Source organism: Cellulosimicrobium sp. BMG9.22, from assembly GCF_059159975.1.
Genome location: NZ_JBZGBY010000015.1, coordinates 1 through 16,952, shown reverse-complemented (window position 1 = coordinate 16,952; position 16,952 = coordinate 1). Strand labels below are relative to the sequence as shown.

16 protein-coding genes and 2 pseudogenes are annotated in these 16,952 nt (G+C 72.5%); 9 read left to right on the top strand and 9 right to left on the bottom strand.

From position 1 onward, the window contains the following. The first annotated feature begins 216 nt into the window (after positions 1–216). The 5 genes from gcvPB (at position 217) to AC4H2H_RS11525 (ending at position 5,919) form a co-directional block, all read left to right on the top strand. Complete coding sequence (gcvPB, locus tag AC4H2H_RS11545; RefSeq protein WP_494371021.1) at positions 217–3,195, top strand: aminomethyl-transferring glycine dehydrogenase subunit GcvPB; 2,979 nt, start codon at positions 217–219, stop codon at positions 3,193–3,195. Next, positions 3,192–4,433 (top strand): glycine cleavage system aminomethyltransferase GcvT, encoded by a 1,242-nt coding sequence (gcvT, locus tag AC4H2H_RS11540; protein WP_494370953.1) that lies wholly within the window; start codon positions 3,192–3,194, stop codon positions 4,431–4,433. The genes gcvPB and gcvT overlap by 4 nt, the downstream gene beginning before the upstream one ends. Before the next feature lie 53 nt (positions 4,434–4,486). After that, positions 4,487–4,858 (top strand): glycine cleavage system protein GcvH, encoded by a 372-nt coding sequence (gene gcvH, locus AC4H2H_RS11535; protein WP_494370952.1) that lies wholly within the window; start codon positions 4,487–4,489, stop codon positions 4,856–4,858. A 305-nt stretch (positions 4,859–5,163) separates the two neighbouring features. After that, positions 5,164–5,391 (top strand): LuxR C-terminal-related transcriptional regulator, encoded by a 228-nt coding sequence (locus tag AC4H2H_RS11530; RefSeq protein ID WP_494371020.1) that lies wholly within the window; start codon positions 5,164–5,166, stop codon positions 5,389–5,391. A 99-nt stretch (positions 5,392–5,490) separates the two neighbouring features. Continuing rightward, positions 5,491–5,919: a (deoxy)nucleoside triphosphate pyrophosphohydrolase gene (locus AC4H2H_RS11525; protein ID WP_494370951.1), complete on the top strand. Its 429-nt coding sequence runs from the start codon at positions 5,491–5,493 to the stop codon at positions 5,917–5,919. Between the two features lie 14 nt (positions 5,920–5,933). On the opposite strand, the gene AC4H2H_RS11520 is transcribed toward AC4H2H_RS11525, so the two are convergent. Then, positions 5,934–6,527, bottom strand: a complete 594-nt coding sequence (locus tag AC4H2H_RS11520) for a P-loop NTPase family protein (protein ID WP_494370950.1) — start codon at positions 6,525–6,527, stop codon at positions 5,934–5,936. A gap of 273 nt (positions 6,528–6,800) precedes the next feature. Between AC4H2H_RS11520 and AC4H2H_RS11515 the strand changes: the two are divergent. Further along, positions 6,801–7,055: pseudogene (locus AC4H2H_RS11515) on the top strand (AAA family ATPase); the annotation flags it as partial. 278 nt (positions 7,056–7,333) lie between these two features. Next, entirely contained in the window at positions 7,334–7,999 is a 666-nt protein-coding gene (locus tag AC4H2H_RS11510; protein WP_494370949.1) for an ATP-binding protein, read from the top strand. Positions 8,000–8,097: 98 nt separating this feature from the next. On the opposite strand, the gene AC4H2H_RS11505 is transcribed toward AC4H2H_RS11510, so the two are convergent. The 4 genes from AC4H2H_RS11505 to AC4H2H_RS11490 form a co-directional block, all read right to left on the bottom strand. Beyond that, on the bottom strand, positions 8,098–10,200 hold the full coding sequence (locus AC4H2H_RS11505) for a glycosyl hydrolase family 28-related protein (RefSeq protein WP_494370948.1): 2,103 nt from the start codon (positions 10,198–10,200) through the stop codon (positions 8,098–8,100). 206 nt (positions 10,201–10,406) lie between these two features. Continuing rightward, positions 10,407–11,684: an enolase C-terminal domain-like protein gene (locus tag AC4H2H_RS11500; RefSeq protein ID WP_494370947.1), complete on the bottom strand. Its 1,278-nt coding sequence runs from the start codon at positions 11,682–11,684 to the stop codon at positions 10,407–10,409. Beyond that, on the bottom strand, positions 11,681–12,577 hold the full coding sequence (locus tag AC4H2H_RS11495) for an NAD-dependent epimerase/dehydratase family protein (protein WP_494370946.1): 897 nt from the start codon (positions 12,575–12,577) through the stop codon (positions 11,681–11,683). The genes AC4H2H_RS11500 and AC4H2H_RS11495 overlap by 4 nt, the downstream gene beginning before the upstream one ends. Before the next feature lie 21 nt (positions 12,578–12,598). Next, positions 12,599–13,030 (bottom strand): hypothetical protein, encoded by a 432-nt coding sequence (locus AC4H2H_RS11490; protein WP_494370945.1) that lies wholly within the window; start codon positions 13,028–13,030, stop codon positions 12,599–12,601. Between the two features lie 103 nt (positions 13,031–13,133). On the opposite strand from AC4H2H_RS11490, the gene AC4H2H_RS11485 reads away from it, so the two are divergent. Together AC4H2H_RS11485 and AC4H2H_RS11480 are read left to right on the top strand one after the other, a co-directional pair. Continuing rightward, on the top strand, positions 13,134–13,556 hold the full coding sequence (locus AC4H2H_RS11485; RefSeq protein WP_494370944.1) for a VOC family protein: 423 nt from the start codon (positions 13,134–13,136) through the stop codon (positions 13,554–13,556). Positions 13,557–13,600: 44 nt separating this feature from the next. Continuing rightward, a complete protein-coding gene (locus AC4H2H_RS11480; RefSeq protein ID WP_494370943.1) occupies positions 13,601–14,884 on the top strand; it encodes an amidohydrolase in 1,284 nt (427 codons plus the stop codon). A 64-nt stretch (positions 14,885–14,948) separates the two neighbouring features. Here the strand turns inward: AC4H2H_RS11480 and AC4H2H_RS11475 are convergent, their stop codons facing one another. The 4 genes and pseudogenes from AC4H2H_RS11475 to AC4H2H_RS11460 form a co-directional block, all read right to left on the bottom strand. After that, entirely contained in the window at positions 14,949–15,788 is an 840-nt protein-coding gene (locus tag AC4H2H_RS11475) for a hypothetical protein (protein ID WP_494371019.1), read from the bottom strand. A gap of 24 nt (positions 15,789–15,812) precedes the next feature. Beyond that, positions 15,813–15,926, bottom strand: a pseudogene (locus tag AC4H2H_RS11470) (DUF2510 domain-containing protein); the annotation flags it as partial. 120 nt (positions 15,927–16,046) lie between these two features. Next, positions 16,047–16,355, bottom strand: a complete 309-nt coding sequence (locus AC4H2H_RS11465) for a transcriptional regulator (protein ID WP_494370942.1) — start codon at positions 16,353–16,355, stop codon at positions 16,047–16,049. Next, positions 16,352–16,855 carry a hypothetical protein gene (locus AC4H2H_RS11460; protein ID WP_494370941.1) on the bottom strand — a complete coding sequence of 168 codons (504 nt, stop codon included), beginning with the start codon at positions 16,853–16,855 and terminating at the stop codon, positions 16,352–16,354. The genes AC4H2H_RS11465 and AC4H2H_RS11460 overlap by 4 nt, the downstream gene beginning before the upstream one ends. Positions 16,856–16,952 lie beyond the last annotated feature (97 nt).

Below are 16,952 nucleotides of genomic sequence, written 5' to 3'. Positions count from 1 at the left end.
GTCGGCGCGCCCCGGCCCTCACGGGTATGGCGGACCGGCAAAACTCTCAGGTCGACGCGTGCGTCCGATGACAGAGCGGGGAGGGACCCGCCGTCGTCCCCTCCACCGGAGGTCTCCGTGACCCAGCCGTCGTTCGACCCCAGCTCGCGGCACAACGCCGCCACCGGCGCGTTCGCGCCCCGGCACCTCGGCCCCCGCGGCCGCGAGGTGCAGGCCATGCTCGACCAGCTCGGCTACGACTCGCTCGACGCGCTCGTCGACGCAGCCGTCCCGGCGTCGATCCGCACCGACCGCCCGCTCGACCTGCCCGCCGCGCGCACGGAGACCGAGGTGTTCGACCACCTGCGCGACCTCGCGGGCAAGAACGTCGTCAAGACGCAGATGATCGGCCTCGGCTACTACGGGACCGTCACTCCCCCGGTGATCCGCCGCAACGTGCTCGAGTCCCCCGCCTGGTACACGGCGTACACGCCGTACCAGCCGGAGATCTCGCAGGGCCGCCTCGAGGCGTTGCTCAACTTCCAGCAGGTCGTCGAGGACCTCACGGGGCTCGACGTCGCGAACGCGTCGCTGCTCGACGAGGCCACCGCCGTCGCGGAGGCCGTCGCGCTCATGTGGCGCGCGTCGCACGCGAAGAGCGGCTACGTCGTCCTCGACGCGGACCTCTTCCCGCAGACGCTTGCCGTGACGCTCGGGCGTGCGCACGCGGTCGGCCTGCCCGCGGTGGTCGCGGACCTCTCGGGCGGGCTCGAGGCGGGCCTCGCCGCGGCCCGCGCGGCGGGCACGTTCCCCGCGGAGGCCGACGACGACGCGCACCTCGTGGGCGTCGTCGTCCAGCAGTCCGGGGCGTCGGGCCGCGTCGTGGACTGGCGACCCGTCGTCGCGGAGGCCAAGGCCGCGGGCGCGCTCGTGACGGTCGCGAGCGACCTGCTCGCGCTGACCCTGCTGGTCTCCCCCGGTGAGCTCGGCGCCGACGTCTCGGTCGGTTCGGCCCAGCGCTTCGGCGTCCCCCTGTTCTACGGCGGCCCGCACGCCGCGTTCATGGCCGTCCGCAAGGGCCTCGAGCGCTCGCTCCCGGGCCGCCTCGTCGGCGTCTCGATCGACGCCGACGGCGACACGGCGTACCGCCTCGCCCTCCAGACTCGCGAGCAGCACATCCGTCGCGAGAAGGCGACGAGCAACATCTGCACCGCGCAGGCGCTCCTCGCGATCGTCGCCTCGATGTACGCGGTCTACCACGGCCCCGACGGCCTCCGCGCGATCGCCGAGCGCACCCACGCCCACGCGGCCACCCTCGCGGCCGCCCTCCGCACCGCAGGCATCACCGTCGACCACGACACCTTCTTCGACACCGTCCGCACGACGGTCCCGGGCCGCGCAGCGGCGATCGTCGATGCAGCCGCAGCGGCAGGAATCAACCTGTACAACCCGGACGCTGATCACGTACAGATCGCCTGCGACGAGACGACCACCTCGACCACCATCGCCACGGTGCTGCAGGCCTTCGGCGCCCCGGCGCCCACGGCGGATGAGCCGACCGTTGAGGCGGGGGAGGCGGCGTCGGATGCGAAGGGCGTAGAGGCCGCGCTCGCGAACGGACAGCTGACCGACCAGGGTGACGGCGCGGCCAGCCCGAGCACCGACGGCGCCTCGCCCGCCGGAGCCAGCCCGAACGCGCTCCCGAGCGAGCTCCGACGCACGACGACCTACCTGCAGCACCCGATCTTCCACCTGCACCGCTCCGAGACCTCGATGCTCCGCTACCTGCGCCGCCTCTCGGACAAGGACCTCGCGCTGGACCGCACGATGATCCCGCTGGGCTCGTGCACGATGAAGCTCAACGCGACGGCGGAGATGGAGGCGATCTCCTGGCCGGAGTTCGCGAACATCCACCCGTTCGTGCCCGCTGAGCAGGCACGGGGCTACGAGGAGCTCATCGGCGGCCTGGAGTCGGCGCTCGCGGAGATCACGGGCTACGCGGGCGTGTCGGTGCAGCCGAACGCGGGTTCGCAGGGCGAGTTCGCGGGTCTGCTGGCGATCCGCGACTACCACCTCTCGCGCGGCGACGACGAGCGCGACGTGTGCCTCATCCCGGCGTCGGCGCACGGCACGAACGCGGCGTCGGCGGCGCTGGCGGGGCTGAAGGTCGAGGTCGTCGCGACGGCGGAGAACGGCGAGATCCGTCTCGACGACCTGCGGGCGAAGCTTGCCGACCACGGCCCACGCGTCGCGGCGATCATGATCACGTACCCGTCGACGCACGGCGTCTACGAGGAGCACGTCCGCGAGGTCTGCGACCTCGTACATGATGCGGGCGGCCAGGTGTACATCGACGGAGCGAACCTCAACGCGCTCGTCGGCCTCGCGCGCCCGGGCGAGTTCGGTGGCGACGTCTCGCACCTCAACCTGCACAAGACGTTCTGCATCCCGCACGGCGGCGGAGGCCCCGGCGTCGGCCCGGTCGCCGTCGCCGAGCACCTCGTCCCGTTCCTCCCGGGCGACCCGATCGCCGTCGGCGCCGGGGGAGGGACGCCGGTCTCGGCGACGCGCTACGGCTCGGCCGGAATCCTGCCGATCTCGTACGCGTACGTCGCGCTCATGGGTCCGGACGGGTTGACCGAGGCGACGAAGACCGCCGTCCTCACGGCGAACTACGTCGCGAGCCGCCTCACGGACCACTTCCCGGTCCTGTACACGGGCCCCGGTGGTCTCGTGGCGCACGAGTGCATCCTCGACCTGCGCGGTATCACGGCGGAGACGGGCGTGACGGCCGAGGACGTGGCCAAGCGGCTCATGGACTACGGGTTCCACGCGCCGACGCTGTCGTTCCCGGTCGCCGGGACGCTCATGGTCGAGCCGACGGAGAGCGAGGACCTCGCGGAGCTCGACCGGTTCGTCGACGCGCTGATCGCGATCCGCGGGGAGATCGACGCCGTCGTGTCGGGTCGCTGGGCCGTCGAGGAGTCACCGCTGCGCGGTGCTCCGCACACCGCTGCCGCGCTCGTCGCGGAGGAGTGGGACAAGCCCTACTCGCGCGAGCTCGCGGCGTACCCGGTGGCGAGCCTGCGCGCCGGGAAGTACTGGCCGCCGGTGCGGCGCATCGACGGCGCGCGGGGAGACCGGAACCTCGTGTGCTCGTGCCCGCCCCTGGAGTCCTACGTGACCACGATCGACACGACGGGAGACCGCGCATGACGGACCAGCCGAGCGACACGCCGATCGACGAGCCGGCGGACAAGCACAGCCCGTTGCACGACGAGCACGTCGCGCTCGGCGCGAACCTCACGAGCTTCGGCGGGTGGCTCATGCCGCTGCGGTACACGTCGGACCTCGCGGAGCACCGTGCGGTGCGCGAGGCGGCGGGGCTGTTCGACCTGTCCCACATGGGGGAGATCGAGGTCGCCGGGCCGCAGGCGGCCGCCGCGCTGGACCACGCGCTCGTCGGGAACCTCTCCGCCGTCGCGCCGGGCCGCGCGCGCTACACGATGATCTGCGCGGAGGACGGCTCGGTGCTCGACGACCTCGTCGTGTACCGCCTGGAGGACGAGCGGTTCCTCGTCGTCGCGAACGCGGGCAACGCGGAGCTCGTGGCGCGCGAGCTGGTGGAGCGGGCGGCGGGCTTTGACGCGACCGTGACGGACCAGGGTGTCGAGACGGCGCTCATCGCGGTCCAGGGGCCGCGTGCGGAGGAGATCGTCACCGCCCTCACTGACCCGACGGAACCCGCCGCGGCGCAGGCCGTCCGGGACCTGAGGTACTACGCGGCCGTGCGGCTCACGCTGCGGGCCGATGCGGGCACCGGCGCGGGACCGGTCGACGCGCTCGTCGCGCGCACGGGGTACACGGGGGAGGACGGCTTCGAGCTGTTCGTGCCGGCCGACCGGGCCGCCGACCTGTGGCGCACGGTCCTCGCCGCCGGGGAGCCGCTGGGCCTGGTGCCCGCGGGCCTCTCGGCGCGAGACTCCCTGCGCCTCGAGGCCGGGATGCCGCTCTACGGCCACGAGCTCGACACGACGACGACGCCCTACGAGGCCAGTCTCGGCCGCGTGGTCAAGCTCGACAAGGTGTCCGACGACGGCACGCCGCTCGAGTTCGTCGGACGTGCGGCGCTCGCCGCGCGTCGCGCGTCGGCGCCCGCGCGCGTGCTCGTCGGCCTGAAGGGGCTGGGGCGCCGCCCCGCCCGGGCGGGCTACGCCGTCGTGCTGCCGGGCGACGGTGCAGAGGCCGGGGGAGCGGTGGGGGACTCCGCGCGCCGCATCGGGAGCGTGACGTCGGGTGCGCCGTCGCCCACGCTCGGGCACCCGATCGCCATGGCGTACGTGACCCCGGAGGTGTCGGCGGAGGGCACGGAGCTCGTCGTCGACGTGCGCGGGCGCGCCGAGCCCGTGGTGGTCGTGCCGCTCCCGTTCTACTGTCGTCCACAGCAGTCCTGATCGTCCGCGCGACGTCGCGCACAGTACCCGTGCCCAGCCCGAAGGAGAGTCCCATGACCGACCAGTTCCCCGACCACCTGCAGTACACCGCCGAGCACGAGTGGATCGACGCGTCGGACCCGGCCGTCGTCGGCATCACCGCGACCGCGGCCGAGGCGCTCGGCGACATCGTCTATCTCGAGCTGCCCGAGGTGGGCGCGGAGGTGACGGCGGGGAGCGTCATCGGCGAGGTGGAGTCCACCAAGTCGGTCTCGGAGCTCTTCTCGCCCGTGACGGGCACCGTCGTCGAGGTCAACCAGGCGGCGATCGACGACCCCGCGGTGGTGAACTCCGACCCCTACACCGACGGCTGGCTCTTCAAGGTCGACGTCACCTCGACGGGCGACCTGCTGACGGCCGAGCAGTACGCGGCACTCGCGGGCTGACGCAAGTGTGACGTAGATCACATATCATGCAGGACGCCGGAGCGCGTTCCGAGCCATGGCTCGGACGCCTCCGGCGTTCGTCGTTGTGGACGCCGGACGTCCCGTGACCTGCGGAGACGTCGTCGCGACGCGTTCGTCTGCGGTCGCTGGGACCTCCGCCGAAACTCCGGGGTGAAAAGTCGCGTCATGAACAGGACGTTCGTCCATCTCTTCTTGTAGCAACACACCGGGTCCGCAACGTGGGGACGTCGTGACCGGGAGAGCAACTGGAGGAGAACATGAGCACTATCGAGCTGGTCCGCCCCATGGCGGCCCCGTCGGGCCTGATCGCTGCGCCGATCGCCCCGCTGACGCGCCGCGAGCGCGTCGTCCTGTCCAACCTGTCGGAAGACGTCACGCTCGAGCAGATCGCCACCAAGCTCTTCGTCACGCGCAACACCGTGAAGTCGCAGGTTCGCAGCCTCTACCGCAAGCTCGGCGTCTCGACGCGCGCGGAGGCGGTGGCCTGGGCTCGCGCCGCCGGCCTGCGCTGACCGGCCTCGCCGCGGGCCGACGACGTCCCGCGGCGACGAGCGCGTCGTCCGCACGGGCCGTGTCACCAGCCCGACACGGCGTCGTGCGACACTCCGCGTATGACTCTGCGCAGACTGGTGGTGGCGGCGGCGATCGTTGACGATCTCGCCGCGCCCCGGCTGCTGCTCACGGCGCGCCGGTCGCGCCCGCTGCACCTCGCGGGTCGCTGGGAGTTTCCCGGCGGCAAGGTCGACCCGGGGGAGACCCCGGTCGAGGCCCTGCACCGCGAGCTGCGCGAGGAGCTGGGCGTCGCCGTCGAGCTCGGCGACGAGATCGTCGGCCCGGACCACGGCGCGTGGATCATCACCGACCGGCACGTCATGCGGCTGTGGTTCGCCCGGATCACCGCGGGGGAGCCGCAGCCGCTCGTCGAGCACGACGACCTCACGTGGCTGGACGCCGGGAGCTGGCTGTCGGTCCCGTGGCTCGACGCGGACGTCCGCATCGTCGAGGAGCTCGCGCGCCAGGTCGCGTCCGAGTCCGTCTGACGTCCGTCCGAACGTCAGTTCCGGCCACTGTCGCGCGCCGGGAGCCGGCCGGCCCAGCGCTCCACCTCCTGACGTGAGCGCAGCCGGACCACGACGACGTCCGGCGCCTGGTGCGCGACGCGTCCGGAGAGGTCTCGGAACTTGTGCCGGGTCGCCCACGCCCAGCGGACGATGCTCTCCTCCGGCGGCTTGTGCCACGTCCGCCAGATCGGCGGCTCGACGTTCCCGTTCCACAGCTCCTCGCGCGTGAGGGAACGGCGCACCGTGCGCCTCGTGACCTGGGCCATCGTGACGGGGGTCGGCAGATCGAGCCAGACGAGCAGCTCGACCCGGGCGAGGATCAGCGGGCGCGCGGCGGAGTACTGCCACTCCGTGACGAAGGCGTCCTGCGCGAGCAGCGCACGGACGTCGTCGAGGAACTCGGGTCGTGGCGTCCAGCCGGGCCCGTGGAAGAGCCCGTCGATGTCGGTGTGCGGGATGCGCAGCCGTTCGCCGATCCGGCGCGCGAGCGTCGTCTTCCCGGAGCCCGACACCCCCGCCACGGTGATCCGTCGTGGCACCCGCCCGAGCTGCGCGACGACGTCGTCGTCCGGTCCGAGCAAGGGCACCCGAGGACACTACCCCCACCCGTGAGTGCATGAAATAGTCGCGGTCGAACGCCTCGATCGCGACTATTTCATGCACTCAGCGGGTCAGGGGAGGGTTCGGCGCTGGTTCGGCCCCGGCGGTGCCATCCTCATCCTCCCGCCGAAGCCGGGGAGGAGCTGGTGGAGCTCCGGCGAAGAGGGTGCCTGTCGTCGTCGTCGACCGCGCACGTGCCCGCCGCCCGACACACCGGTGGTCGCGGCGGTGACGCCGAGAGGTAGCGTCTGGATTTCGCGGTGGACGGTCCCAAGGCCGTCGGGAAGACGGCGACGGCGGAGCGAGCTGCTGCTTCTCTTCTCGCTCTCGACGACCCGTCGGAGGTCGACCTGCTGCGCGTCGATCCGCGACGCGTCGAACGGCTCGGTCCGCCCGTGCTGATCGACGAGTGGCAGAAGTACCCGCCCGTGTGGGACGTCGTCCGACGCGCCGTCGACCGCGGTGCCCCAGTGGGAAGCTTCGTGCTCACCGGCTCGGCGTCCCCCACTGCTCCGACGCACACCGGTGCCGGTCGGATCGTCCGCATGCGGATGCGGCCGATGTCCCTCGCGGAGCGTGCGCTCGTGCCGCCTACCGCCTCGCTCTCTGGCCTCCTCGCCGGCGCGCGGCCACCCGTCGAGGGAACCTCCACCGTGACGCTCGGCGACTACGCCGACGAGATCCTCCGGTCCGGGTTCCCCGGCGTCCGCGAGCGCGATGCTCGCGATCGGCACGACCTGCTCGGGGTTACGTCGACTCGATCGTCGAGCACGACTTCGCCGAGCTCGGCCACGTGGTGCGCCGGCCCGCGGCGCTGCGCGCATGGCTCACCGCCTTCGGGGCGGCCTCCTCGAGCGCCACGGCCTATGCTGCGCTCCTCGATGCTGCGACGCCGGGGCTGCCGAACAAGCCTGCCAAGACGACCACCATCGGCTACCGGGACACGCTCGAGCGGTTGTGGATCCTCGACGAGCTTCCTGCCTGGACCGGGCCGCGCAACCATCTCGCGTCGCTCACGCAGGCTCCCAAGCACCACCTGGCGGACCCAGCGCTCGCGGCGCGGTTGCTCGGAGTGAGTGCAGGAGCCCTGGTCGACTCGCCCTGGCCCGGCGGTGCGGTGCCGCGCGACGGGACACTTCTCGGCGCGTTGTTCGAGTCGCTCGTCACGCTCGGCGTCCGCGTGTACGCGGACGCGGCGGGCGCCACCGTCGCCCATCTCCGGACGAAGCGCGGGGAGCACGAGGTGGACCTCGTCGTCGTGCGAGGAGACGGCCGCGTCCTGGCGCTCGAGGTCAAGCTCGCCCGCACCGCGACCGACGCAGACGTGAAGCATCTGCGGTGGCTGCGCGAGCGCCTCGGGGACGACCTGCTCGACGCCGTCGTCATTACGACCGGCGACGTCGCCTACCGGCGACCCGACGGGATCGCCGTCGTCCCGGCCGCCCTGCTCGGACCCTGACCGAGGCCGCGGCTCACCACCCCGCCCCGTGAGTGCATGAAATAGTCGCGGTCGAATCGATCCGACCGCGACTATTTCATGCACTCAGCGGGGTGGGGTCAGCCGACCGGCTGGACCCACGGGGACGGTGCCGGGGGAGCGACGACCGGCGGGCGGTCGTTGCAGCTCGGCGCGTTGGGGACGAACCGCCCGAGCCAGTTCACCGTGCCGGGCTCCCAGGGGCTGATGGACGTGCCGTCGTTCCCGCCGAGGTCGGTGAGCGTGAACTCGGTACCGCCGGCCGGGAAGTTGAACGCGCCGCAGTTGTTCACGCCCGCCCAGCCGACGTTGCGCGCGTCGACGTTCTCGAACGACGCCCCGCCGCGGACCCGGGCACTGACGACGGACGTCCCCGTCCCGTCAATCCGCACGTCCTTGAACGCCACGCCCTCGATCGCGACCTGGTCCTTCACACCCCAGTCGGACACGAGCATGATCGCGTTGTACGTGCTGTCGAGGTAGTGGTCGCCGGTGATGCGGATGTCGGCGTCGATGTCGCGGTCGAGCGCGTAGAACCAGATCGCGCCGAGCCCGATGTTCCAGTTGAGTTCGAGCGTGCCCGCGCGCACGGCGGTGTTGTCCGTGAGCTCCAGGTACCCGGCGAAGGGCTCCGCGCCGAACCGCGCCCCGACGTGCAGGCCGCTGCCCTCACGGACCGGGTCGGCGACGAGGTTCGCCTGGACGACGTTGTCGGTGCCGCCGTAGATCGCGATGCCGTTCGCGAGGGTGTTGGACTGGATCGTGTTGTTCTGGAACACATTGCCCGTGTTCGGCAGCTTCTCGGACCACATGGCGAGGCCGTCGTCACCGGTGTTGCGCACGAAGGTGTTCCGCACGACCGAATTCGTCACGCCGCCGTGGAAGTTCAGCGCGTCGGCGATCTGGTCGACGACGACGTTGTCCTCGATGGTCAGGTTGTCCATCGGGCCGTCGAACCACAGGCCGACCTTCGTGTGCTGGATGTACAGGCCGGAGATCGACGAGTCGCTCAGCGCGCCGCCGATGCCGTTGACCTGGTCGGTGTCGATGCGCTCGCGCACGTCGCCGACGATCGCGAAGTCGCGCAAGTGCACGTTCGAGCTGCCGCCGTCCTGGGCGTACTTCCCGTAGAACCCGACGCCGGTGTGCACGGAGCCGTCGGGCAGCGGCGCGTCGAGCGAGACCTCTGTGCCCTTGAAGATCGTGTACCAGGATCCGGCGCCCTGGATCGTCACGTCGTCGACGACGATGTGGCGGTTCACCTGGTAGACGCCCGGCGGGACGTACACCTCGAGGCCCTTCTTCTGGGCGAACGCGATGGCCCGGTCGAGGGCGTCGGCCGAGTCCCGCTTGCCGGTGGGGTCGGCGCCGAACAGCAGGGCGTTCGCGGCGAGCCACCGCACCTTCGGCGGCGCGACCTTCTCGGAGTCGAGCAGGTCGACGACCGTCCACTCCGCGGTGGCGCCCGCGGGCATCGTGAGGCGGACCGTGTCGCCCGCCCGGTAGGTCTTGCCGAGCAGCAGCCGCTGCTCGTCGTAGAACTTCATCGGGCGGAACGGCGTGGCGAACTCGGGCGTCGGCGTCGTCTCGGACGGGACGCACGCGCACTCGGTGACCCACCAGCCGGGCTGGAGCAGGCCCGCCGTCGGGTCGTTGGTGAACGGGTACTGGTTGTACAGGTAGGAGTACTCGGACGTGAGCGTCATGCGCCGGTCCGGGCCCGCCTTCTTCCCGGCGCGCTGCACGGAGATGTCCAGCGGCGACGTGATGCCGCCGCCGGTTGTCGCGTCCGGGATCGAGTAGCGCACCGTGATCGCGTTCGCGTCGGCGGGGAGCGTGAACTCGACGTGCTGTCCGGCGGTGAGCCGCACGGCCGAGCGGCCCGAGGCCTCCGCCTCGATCGTGTAGGCGTCCCGGCCGGGGCCGATCACGGTCCCGGTGGTGACGGCGTTCTCGGCCTCCTGCTCGAGGAACGGCACGTCGGCGCCGCGGCCCTCGACGAGCGCGGGGTCGACGGCGGCGTGCGTCACCGCGGCACCGGGTGCGGGCGGCTGGGCCGTGCCCTGGGCGAGGGCCGACGACGCCGTCCCCACCACGAGCGTGAGGGCGACCGCGGCCGCCGCTGCGACCCGGGCGCGGCGCCCGCGGGGGGACGCCGCGTCGATGTGTGTCCTGCGAATCATCGTTGACCCGTCTTCTCTCGGGAGGCTCGTGCCTCCGTGCTGACCCGGAGGCGTGCTGGCCTCCGGCCCGACGCGCGGTCGCACCTCCGCGCGTGGTCGTTCCCGCCGAACACTAGATCGGCCGCAGAGTCCCGCACAAGCGATCCTGCGAAGAGTTTTCAAACTGTTGTCTTCTTCTTGCGCAGAGTCGCGGATGTTCGGCGCAGTCAGGGAGCGATCAGACCGCCGTCGGGCGCGCGCACGCCCGCGGCCCAGGCGTCGTGACCGGCGAGGTCCGCGGGGTAGCGGGCGGCTGCGGCCTCGTCGAGGTCGATGCCGAACCCCGGCACGTCGTGCGGGCGCAGCCAGCCGTCGACGATCCGCAGCGTCCCGGGGAAGACCTCGTGCACCGCCTCGGAGTAGACGTGGCCCTCCTGGATGCCGAACGCCGTCGACGTCACGTCGAGCGCGACGTTCGCCGCGGCGCCCACGGGCGACGTGTCGCCCGGCGCGTGCCAGGCCGTGCGGACACCGACCATCTCCGCCGCCGTCGCGAGCGCACGCCCCGCGCTGAGGCCGCCGATGGCGCTGATGTGGCAGCGGATGAGGTCGACGCCGCCGCCCAGGACGAGCCGCGCGGCGTCGGCGAACGACGTCGCGAGCTCGCCGACCGCGATCGGCACCGGGGACGCGGCACGCACCTCGGGCAGGCGGTCCCAGTGCTCGGGCGCCAGCACGTCCTCGAGGAAGAACGGCCGGTACGGCTCGAGCGAGCGCGCCAGCATCACGGCCTGCTTGGGTGTCAGGCGCGAGTGGGCGTCGTGCAGGAGCTCGACCTGGTCGCCCAGCGCCTCGCGCGCCGCGGCGAAGAGCCGCGGCGTGCGGCGCAGGTACTCCTCGACGCTCCAGCCGTGCGGGTTCGGCGCGCCGGGGTACCCGGGCTCCGGGTCCGCGGCCGTGCCGTAGTGCCCGATGCCGGGCTGGCCGGTCTGGAGGCGCACGTGCCGCCACCCGGCGTCGACGATCCGCGCCGCGTCGTCGATCGTCTCCTCGACCGTCCGGCCGCTCGCGTGGAGGTAGGTGTCCGCGGCGTCGCGCACCTTGCCGCCCAGCAGCTCGTGCACCGGCATCCCCGCGCGCTTGCCGGCGATGTCCCACAGCGCCATGTCGAGGCCGGAGATTGCGTTGTTCCCCACCGGCCCCTCGCGCCAGTACGGCGCGAGCCGCGCGAGGCGCACGAGGTCGCCGATGTCACCGGGGTAGCGGCCGACGACGAGGCGCTCGAGGTGCTGCTCGACGTACGCGACGACGGCGTGCCAGCGCTGCGTGTACGTCGCGCATCCCAGCCCGTACAGACCCGGCACGTTCGTGTCGACGCGCACGACGACCAGCGGGATGCCGTCCGGCGCGGTGACGATCGCGCGCACGCCCGTGATGCGCGTCGCGTCGCGCGCGGGCCACGGGTTCGCGAAGGCCGGGTGCGGGTCGAGCGGGGCGTCGGTCACGGGACCTCCGGGGTCGTCGGGACGGGGCGCGGCGCCGGGGCGGCGTCGGGCTCGGGGCGGTGGAGCGAGTGGAGCGGCCGGAACCCGAGCAGGTCGCGGGCGCGGCGCGTGTCCACGAGGCCGTCGTGCGGCCCGACGGCGCGGGTGAGCGGCACGTCGGGTGCAAACCGGGCGAGGAGGTCGGGCGTCGGGACGTCGAGGAGCGGGTCGTCCGCGGCCAGCCCGACGACGTGCGCGCCCACCAGGTCGGCGGTGAGCGCCGCCTCGATCGCCCGGACCGCGTCCCGCAGGTCGAGGTAGGCCCAGCCCTCTCGCGCCATCACGCGCGGGTTCTCCGCGACGGCCCTCGCGGTCTCGGCGAGACCCGCGCGGTCGCGCACGTGCGGGAAGCGCAGCGCGACGACATCGACGCCCCACTGCCGCCACGCGGCGTGCGCCGCCGCCTCGTCCGCCTGCTTGGACAGCGAGTACGCGTCGGCCACGTCGGCGGGGACGTCCTCGTCCAGCGGGTAGTAGGCGGGGTGGACGTCGTGCGGGTTCATCGGCACGCCGAACGCGTTGATGCTGCTCGCGAGCACCACCCGACGGATGCCCCGCTCGCCCGCGAGCGAGAGGACGGCGTAGGTCGCGGTCGTGTTGGTCGCGTAGACCTCGAGCGGCGTGCCGAGCTTCGGGTGGGGGATCGCGGCGAGGTGCACGACGGCGTCCGCGTCCTCGAGCCCGCGGCTCACGTCGGCCGCGGACCGGGCGTCCCCCACGACCGTCCGGTCCGCGGGGCACTCGTGCTCGAACGCCGTGGACAGGGCCGTGACCTCGAACCCGCGGGCGAGGAGGTGGCTCACGGTGCTGCGGCCGATTCCGCCGTCGGCGCCGGTGACGAGGACACGGGTCATGGATCCGAGCCTACGTCGTCGTCAGGGCTGATTGTCACGTTCTTCCACGATGTCATCGACATCTTGCGGGCGGCCGCTCGAACCGTTGGCGTCCCCAGCACCTAGGGAACCGGCGCCGGGGTCTGACGCCGCCGCGTCGGCCCGCGCGCGGAGCAGGCTCGCGACGCCGTCGAGCACCCCGCCGACGCGCTGCGGTGCCCGGTCCGGCCGGAGGAACCGCTCGTCGTCGGCGCGGGTCGCCGGGGCGAGATCGGCGTGCTCGTCGGGACGGTCGACCGCGTCGGGGACGACGGCAGCACGGTGTGGCGGCGTCGGGATCCCGGCACCGGCACGCCACGCGAGCGTCGCGGCGACGAGGCGCCGGTACACCCCGGTGTCGAGCGGGTCGCGCAGCCACGCGTCCGCCGCCTCCGCGACGTGCCGGGCGAGCCGGCCCTCCCGGTGGTCCTCCACGTGCGCACCTCCCGCGGGTCGTCCGGTGAGCCTAACGCGATGCGATCTCCCCGGCTTGCGGCGTGGCACGGAGCACGCGACGGTGTCGGCGGAGGTGGTTCCCGTGGCCGAGAGGTTCCCCCGGATCGCGCAGGTGGTGCTCGACACGACGCACGCGCGGGCGCTCGCGGACTTCTACCGCGAGCTCTTCGGGCTCAAGTACCGCGCGGGCGACGAGCCGCCGGAGCCCGGCGAGTCCGACCCGGCCGGCGAGGACTGGCTCGTGCTGCGCGCGGCCCCCGGCGGCGTCCAGCTCGCGTTCCAACAGGTCGAGGAGCTGGAGCCGTCCACCTGGCCGGAGGGCGACGTCCCGCAGCAGCTCCACCTCGACTGCACCGTCCCTGACGTCGCGGAGCTCGACCGTCAGCACGAGCGCGCCCTCGCGCTCGGGGCACGGCTGCTGCACGACCGCTCGGACGACCCCGACGAGCCTCTCCGCGTGTACGCCGACCCGTCGGGACACCCGTTCTGCCTGTTCGTGGGCTGACGGACCGGCTGGTCTTGCGTCGTCGGGCAGGCGATCATGCAGGCATGACCGCTACCCCGCTCACCACGGCCGAGCTCACCGACGTCTACACCGACCTGCACCGCCACCCCGAGCTCGCGTTCGCCGAGCACCGCACGGCGGGCATCGTGGCCGAGAGGCTGCGGGGGTGGGGCTACGAGGTCCACGAGGGCATCGGCGAGACCGGCGTGGCGGGAGTGCTCGCCAACGGCGCCGGCCCGCGCGTCCTGCTCCGCGCCGACATGGACGGACTGCCCGTCACCGAGCAGACCGGCCTGCCGTACGCGTCGACGGACACCGCGACCACGTCCGACGGACACGAGGCCGGGACCATGCACGCGTGCGGCCACGACGTCCACGTGACCTGCCTGCTCGGAGCCGCGGCGGAGCTCGCCGCACACCGCGACACATGGTCGGGGACGCTCGTCGTCGTGTTCCAGCCCGCCGAGGAGGTCGGCGGGGGAGCGCGCGCGATGATCGCGGACGGGCTCTTCGACCGCACGGGCGGACGGCCCGACGTCGTCCTCGGTCAGCACGTCGTGCCGCTCCCGGTCGGGGTCGTCAACCTCACCGCCGGGCCCGCGATGGCCGCGAGCGACTCGCTCCGCATCACCCTCCACGGCAAGGGCGGGCACGGGTCGAGCCCCGAGGCGACGGTCGACCCGGTGGTCATGGCCGCCGCCACCGTGATGCGGCTCCAGGGCGTGGTGTCACGCGAGATCGGGGCGCAGCAGTCGGCCGTCGTCACGGTCGGTGCCCTGCGCGCCGGGACGCAGTCGAACATCATCCCGGCGTCCGCCGAGCTCCTCGTCAACGTGCGGTCGTTCGACCCGGACGTGCGTGGTCGCGTGCTCGCCGCGATCCACCGGATCGCCGACGCGGAGGCCGCGGCGTCGGGCGCGCCAGCCGCGCCGGAGTACGAGGAGATCGCGACGTTCCACCCCACGGTGAACGAGCCGGCCGCCGCCGAACGGACCCGCGCGGTGCTCGCACGCACCCTCGACGAGCAGCGCGAACGGATCGACGCCGCCGGCGGGCGCGGCGCCGTCGTCGCCCTGCCGCCCCTGCCCGGCTCTGAGGACGTCGGCGACCTCGCCACCGCGGCCGGAGCCCCGCTCGTCTACTGGAACCTCGGCGGGTTCGACCCGGCGCTCTTCGCGGGGTTCGACCTCTCCGCGGCGGCCGGCATGGGGAACCTGCCCGACGGCGTCGCGCCCAACCACTCGCCGTTCTTCGCCCCGGTCCCCGAGCCGACCCTCGACCTGGGCGCCGCACTCCTCGTCGCCGCGGCACGGGAGTGGCTCGTCTGACGAGGCCGCCAGGGCCGTCCGCCGAGGTAGAACCGTGGTCACGCGACGTAGAACCGTGGTTCGGCTACTGCGTCGCGACGAACACCTCGTCGGCGATGAAACCCGGACGGACCCGGACGAGGCCGGCGTCGCCGGCCGGCACGGCGATCACGGTGTTGCCGGTCGTCGACCCGCCGGTGTAGAGCTCGTCGGAGCCGAGCACGGGCTCCGGCGCGACGGCGAAGCTGTCGAACTGCTCCAGCACCTCACCGGTGCTGGCGACGTAGTCGATGCCGACCTCCGCCGCGAAGCCCGACTCCTCACCGGTGTACGTGATCGTCGCGTTGACGAGCGCGTAGGTGAACCCCTCGGCGGGTGCCTCGTTGAACTCGTTCGCAGCCATGACGGCCTCGGTCGCGTCGAGCTGCACGGTGTTGATCGTGACGTCGAAGTCGTCGCCGCTGATCACGGTCCCGAGCGGAACGGGGTTCTCACGACTGCCCGGCTCGGCGGCCGCGTCGGTCCCCTCAGATGTTGTTCCCTCATCCTCGGTATCGGTCTCACCGGGCGACGAGCTGTCGTCCGGTGCGGTGACCGTGACGTCGGAGTCCCCGAGCGCGTCGTCCACGGAGTCGCTCACCACCGTCAAGAAGACGACGAACCCGACGATCGTCCCGATGACCGCCAGGACGAGCGCCGTGACGACGGGCCACTTCTTGCCCTTGAGGAAGAACCCCACGATGGCCAGGACGAACGCGATCGGGAGGAGGATCCAACCGATGATGAGCGCGCCCGGGATGCAGGCGAAGACGAACCCGAGAACCGCTGCCCCGAGGGCGATCCACCCGACGACGTGCGGCTTCGTCGCCGCCGTCGGCGAGCCAGGGTCAGCGGAGGGTGGGACGGAGGACGTCGCCGTGGGCACCGGTGGTCTCCCAGCCGGATGCTCTGCCACCGCTCTCGTCTGCTCGGTCCAGCTCGTGCCGTCCCAGTACCGGTCCTTCCCGGAGCCCGAGCCGTCGTCGTACCACCCCGGTGCCGGGGGTCCCCCTGGTGTGCTCATTCTTCGATGATGAGCACGCTCGAAGGTCCCCGCGCGTTGGAGTCCACAGATTCACCCGCGCCTCGGAGACGACACGACGCGCCGGCCAGAGGCCCCGGCGCGAGCGCCCGGCGCTCTCGTTCACCCTTCCGCGATCTGGGCGAGCGCGGCGAGGTGGGCATCGACGGCGCGCTTCCCGTCAGACGTGAGGGCGATCCAGGTGAGCCGGCGGGCATCGGACCGAGCGGGCGAGCTCTCCTTGCGCACGATGACGAAGCCGGCGTCGGTGAGTACCCGAAGGTTCTTCGAGAGGTTCGCATCGGTCAGTCCGAGGGTGTCCCGGAGCACGGCGAACTCGAGTTCCGCGCCCCGCCGGAGCGCCCCGCTGATGCGCAGGCGCACGGGCGAGTGGATCAGGTCGTTGAACGCGGGGACCGTCTCGGCGCTCATGCGTCCTCGCGTCCCGACCCCGCCAGCTCGTCGCGGAAGGCGTCGTCGTACCGACGACCCAGCACGACGCACGCGACGAACCCGACCACAGCCGGCACCACGACCCACCCGTACCCGACGTCGGTGAACCGGATCGTCAGCGCGGCCGCGAAGACGACGACCATCGTCGACAGCATGATCCAGTAGATGCGCGTCGACCGTGGGCCTGCCGGCTGACTGAACCAGAGGCCGTAGCGACGGCGGTAGACGAGGACGAGCATCGGAAGCGCGAGGATCGCGGCCGGCATCGCGACGAGCGAGGCCGGAAAAGGCGCCGCCTGGGTGCAGACGATCACTGCCACGATCGCGCCGAGCGCCACGTGATACCACCACGGTGTCACCATGCGCTCGGCGAGCCTCGCGCCGTCCGCGCCGAGGCCGGACAACGCCTCGCGCGCCTCGGCTGGCGTGGGCCGCGCCGCGACGGGTAGAGGTTCGTCGCCGCGAAAGTCATTTGCCATGTCGGCAACTCTAGATGTCACTTGCCTTTTCGGCAAGCAACTGTCCGAGCGGAGGTAGAGCCGTGGTGCGCCGAGGTAGAGCCGTGGTTGCTTGTCC

Excerpts from the sequence above, each read along its gene's own strand:
- AC4H2H_RS11480 (WP_494370943.1), top strand. The coding sequence starts at position 13,601 with ATGACCGCTACCCCGCTCACCACGGCCGAGCTCACCGACGTCTACACC.
- AC4H2H_RS11465 (WP_494370942.1), bottom strand. The coding sequence starts at position 16,355 with ATGAGCGCCGAGACGGTCCCCGCGTTCAACGACCTGATCCACTCGCCC.
- AC4H2H_RS11525 (WP_494370951.1), top strand. The coding sequence starts at position 5,491 with ATGACTCTGCGCAGACTGGTGGTGGCGGCGGCGATCGTTGACGATCTC.
- AC4H2H_RS11495 (WP_494370946.1), bottom strand. The coding sequence starts at position 12,577 with ATGACCCGTGTCCTCGTCACCGGCGCCGACGGCGGAATCGGCCGCAGC.
- gcvPB (WP_494371021.1), top strand. The coding sequence starts at position 217 with ATGCTCGACCAGCTCGGCTACGACTCGCTCGACGCGCTCGTCGACGCA.
- AC4H2H_RS11530 (WP_494371020.1), top strand. The coding sequence starts at position 5,164 with ATGGCGGCCCCGTCGGGCCTGATCGCTGCGCCGATCGCCCCGCTGACG.
- gcvH (WP_494370952.1), top strand. The coding sequence starts at position 4,487 with ATGACCGACCAGTTCCCCGACCACCTGCAGTACACCGCCGAGCACGAG.
- gcvT (WP_494370953.1), top strand. The coding sequence starts at position 3,192 with ATGACGGACCAGCCGAGCGACACGCCGATCGACGAGCCGGCGGACAAG.
- AC4H2H_RS11505 (WP_494370948.1), bottom strand. The coding sequence starts at position 10,200 with ATGATTCGCAGGACACACATCGACGCGGCGTCCCCCCGCGGGCGCCGC.
- AC4H2H_RS11460 (WP_494370941.1), bottom strand. The coding sequence starts at position 16,855 with ATGGCAAATGACTTTCGCGGCGACGAACCTCTACCCGTCGCGGCGCGG.